Annotated in this window: 4 protein-coding genes; 2 read left to right on the top strand and 2 right to left on the bottom strand. The window is 68.3% G+C overall.

Annotation, left to right across the window (positions count from 1 at the left end):
* Positions 1-338: 338 nt before the first annotated feature.
* Both Asi03nite_RS37290 and Asi03nite_RS37295 read left to right on the top strand, forming a co-directional pair.
* Positions 339-887 carry a zinc metalloprotease gene (locus Asi03nite_RS37290; protein WP_203685225.1) on the top strand — a complete coding sequence of 183 codons (549 nt, stop codon included), beginning with the start codon at positions 339-341 and terminating at the stop codon, positions 885-887.
* 6 nt (positions 888-893) lie between these two features.
* A complete protein-coding gene (locus tag Asi03nite_RS37295; protein ID WP_203685226.1) occupies positions 894-1,523 on the top strand; it encodes a hypothetical protein in 630 nt (209 codons plus the stop codon).
* A gap of 57 nt (positions 1,524-1,580) precedes the next feature.
* Here the strand turns inward: Asi03nite_RS37295 and Asi03nite_RS37300 are convergent, their stop codons facing one another.
* Complete coding sequence (locus Asi03nite_RS37300) at positions 1,581-2,300, bottom strand: hypothetical protein (RefSeq protein ID WP_203685227.1); 720 nt, start codon at positions 2,298-2,300, stop codon at positions 1,581-1,583.
* Positions 2,293-2,817: an RNA polymerase sigma factor gene (locus Asi03nite_RS37305; protein ID WP_203685228.1), complete on the bottom strand. Its 525-nt coding sequence runs from the start codon at positions 2,815-2,817 to the stop codon at positions 2,293-2,295. The genes Asi03nite_RS37300 and Asi03nite_RS37305 overlap by 8 nt, the downstream gene beginning before the upstream one ends.
* Positions 2,818-3,204: the final 387 nt, after the last annotated feature.

Consider the following 3,204-nt stretch of genomic DNA (forward strand, 5'->3'; position numbering starts at 1 on the left):
CCCACATGCTTAGTCGAACTCGGGCCGATATTTCTCAGGGCCCAGACGAAACGTCCGACCTTACGCCGCGAAGTGACCCCGTCTCCGTGCGTAATAGTCGATCTTGATGCTCCGGGCAGACGTCGAAGAATGTCGATTCATCGCCGCACTGGCGAGTGCGGCTACCACGTTCGCAGCCAGCACCGAGGGTTCTTCCTGCACTTCCCATCGCGCCAAGCGTCGAATGTCCGTTTTAGATAATTTGTGGGATTAGACATATTGAAACCGTTTTCTAACGTTCCTACGCTCGTGACTCACCCGTGGCAGACCCCCCTGCCAGGGCATTCACGAGGAGACTCGTGGCTTTGTCGAAGATCAAGTCCCGTACGGGCACGAGGGCCGTGCAGGGCGTACTCGCCCTCGCGTTGATCACTGCCGGTGCCGTGGTGCCCGCTTCCGCTGCCCAGGCGATCGACGGGTGCAAGAACGAGGGCCTCACGGCCGGTTCCGTCGACGGGCGCGAGCTGCGCTACGACCTGTCCACCCGGTACAGCAAGCAGTTCTACGAGGCCCGCGACCTGTGGAACAAGGAAGGCCGGATCAAGATCGCGGCCGACACGGCGACGACCTACACCGACATCGACGTCAGCGACGTGACCAACAGCGCGGTCACCTGGAGCGGCCGCTGGTCCACCTCGGCCGGCGCGGACGACATCAAGCTCAACTTCGCCTACCTGAAGAACTACACCTACCCCCAGGTGCGCGCGGTCATCGGTCACGAACTCGGCCACGCGATGCGCCTTGGACACTTCGACAACCGCGGCGCGCTGATGCACTGCAACGACAACCGGAGCGTGACCGGCCCGGCGACGCTCGACAAGAACAAGTACCACCAGGTCTGGGGCTGAGGACACATGAAGAAGAGCATCAAGCGCATCATCGCGTCGTCCGGCCTCGCCCTGGCCGTCGCCGGCATCGGCGCCGGCGTGTGGTTCAACCTGCCCTACCGGACCACCACCGTCGATCACGACTACGTCGTAGAACTGAACACCCCGGCCCTGGCCGCCGGGTGGGCCGACGACGTCTTCGTCGCCTCGGTCACCGAGCGCGACCCGTCCGAGCGTGACCCCCACGACCTGCTCTGGACCCCCTACGACGTGACCGTCAAATCCACCCTGCAAGGCGAGGTCAACGGCGACGTCCGCGTGGTCCAGGAAGGCGGCGAGGACCCGCTGACCCGGGAACGCGTCGTCGTCCAGGGCGTCGCCGACCTGGAGCCCGGCAAGACGTACATCCTGGCCACGCGGCTCAACGGCCGTGACGGATGGCACGTAATTCCGGCGAACTTCAAGGCAATCGAGGTCCCCGAGGACGGCGCCGACGCCCTGCTGGCCTCGTGGAAGGACGGGGTTGCCCACCCCAGGTCCCAGGAGGAGCTCATCCCCTCGGACGTGGAGAAGGCCGCCGACCCCGAGCAGCTCTACGAAGAGGCTGAGGCCGAGCCGACCGGCGACGCCACGGTCGAGAGCACCCCGAGCAACTGAAACGACAACCGGGGTTCCCGGCGCCAGACCCTGAGGGTCGCGCCGGGGACCCCGGTGTCAGTCCGGCTGGTCGCAGGCGCGCGTGTCGATATCGCGGGAGGCCGGCAAGGCCTGGGCCATCCACGCCCATTCCTTTTCGATGTCCGCGCCGGTGAACCCGTCGACCAGCCCGTTCTCCGGCTCATGCACCACCACCAGGGTGCGCACACCGCTCTGCCAGCCGCCCGATGACGGACCTGCGTTCGCCGCGGTGACCGTCAACGTCCCCGGCCCGGTATCCGGCTTGAGGTAGCGCTGCACACCGAGGGTGACCTCCCACCGATCCCCCTGCCGGTGCACCCGGGTCACCGTGCCCACCGCGATCGTGTCCGCGCAGGCCACCACCCCCGGCAGGCTCCTGCTGGCACCCTCACCATCGGCATCCGACGACCCGCGCAGCACGCCCACACCGGCGGCCAGCGCCGCCACGGCCGCCACCCCCGCCGCCACCGGCCACGCCCACGCCGGCCGCCGCCGCACCGGCACCGGCACCGGCACCGGCACCGGCACCGGCACCGGTGTGACCGTACCGGCCGGCACGACAGACGGCTCCCGCGTCAGTTCACCGCCCAGCTGCCGCAAACCACGCCGCAACGCGGCAACGGTCGCTTCGGCCCGCTGATGCTCCCCGGCGAACTTCGGCTCCCGCGCCCGTTCCGCCGGTACCGGATCTCCGGTGATCGCGTACATCAACGCGTCCTCGGGCCCCGGCCGATTCTCGTCTTGCGGCTCACCCATGCCAACCCACCTCCTGCGCCTCCACCCGCATCCGCAGCTGAGCCACCACGGCATGCAACCGGCTCTTCACCGTCCCGACCGCGACACCCAGCTGTTCCGCGATCTGCGGCACCGACAGATCCGAGAAGAACCGCAGCACCACCAGCTGACGCTGCGCCGCCGGAAGATCATCCAGCAGCTGCGCCACCATCACCGCCAAATCCCGGTCCGTCCCCGCCGCCTCCCCAGCCGCGACCCCCAGCGATACCAGCCGCTGCGCCAGCCGCTGCTGGCGCTGCTCGCCGCGATGCCAGTCCACCGCCACCCGCGACGCCACCACCGCCGCGAACGCGTCCGCATCGCACACCGGCTCACCGCCGGCCGCCAGCCGCTCCAGCACCTTCACCCGCACCTGCTGCACCGCATCGTCCAAGTCCTGCCACGGCACCCCACCCAGGCACAACACCGCCCGGATCCGCCCGGTGTCCTCCACCCACGGCCGACGACCCTCGCGCCGCCGGCGCATCCGCTGCCACATCGGCGCTCCCTCTCACTAGCCACCACTCCTGGACGAGCCACCGCCCCGAATCGTTCACTCGCCCTAGCCAACAACCCACACCGGCACCCCGACGCCTTGTCGAAGAACCCGACGTCACACCTGAAAACACCCGAAACCAAACGCGCGACCTGCCCCAGTTACGCGAACGCGCCGCGACACGCAGCAGCTACACGACCGACCGCCGCCAGACACTCGGCGACAACCACCCGACAACCAAGATCATTCGTGAGAATTTCGCAGCGGCCACCCAAGAGAGGTCAGGGCCGCCCGTTCCATTTCCATGGAAGTGGAACGGCTGGGACCGTGATCGGCAGCCGGCCGTGTCGCACCTTTCCCTCTGGCGTCGAGTCAGCCGGGAGCGTTGGG

This window comes from Actinoplanes siamensis, from assembly GCF_016862395.1.
Classification (GTDB): Bacteria; Actinomycetota; Actinomycetes; order Mycobacteriales; family Micromonosporaceae; genus Actinoplanes; species Actinoplanes siamensis.

Bases quoted from the DNA above. Each gene is read 5' to 3' on its own strand.
- Asi03nite_RS37300 (WP_203685227.1), bottom strand. From the start codon at position 2,300: ATGGGTGAGCCGCAAGACGAGAATCGGCCGGGGCCCGAGGACGCGTTG.
- Asi03nite_RS37305 (WP_203685228.1), bottom strand. From the start codon at position 2,817: ATGTGGCAGCGGATGCGCCGGCGGCGCGAGGGTCGTCGGCCGTGGGTG.
- Asi03nite_RS37295 (WP_203685226.1), top strand. From the start codon at position 894: ATGAAGAAGAGCATCAAGCGCATCATCGCGTCGTCCGGCCTCGCCCTG.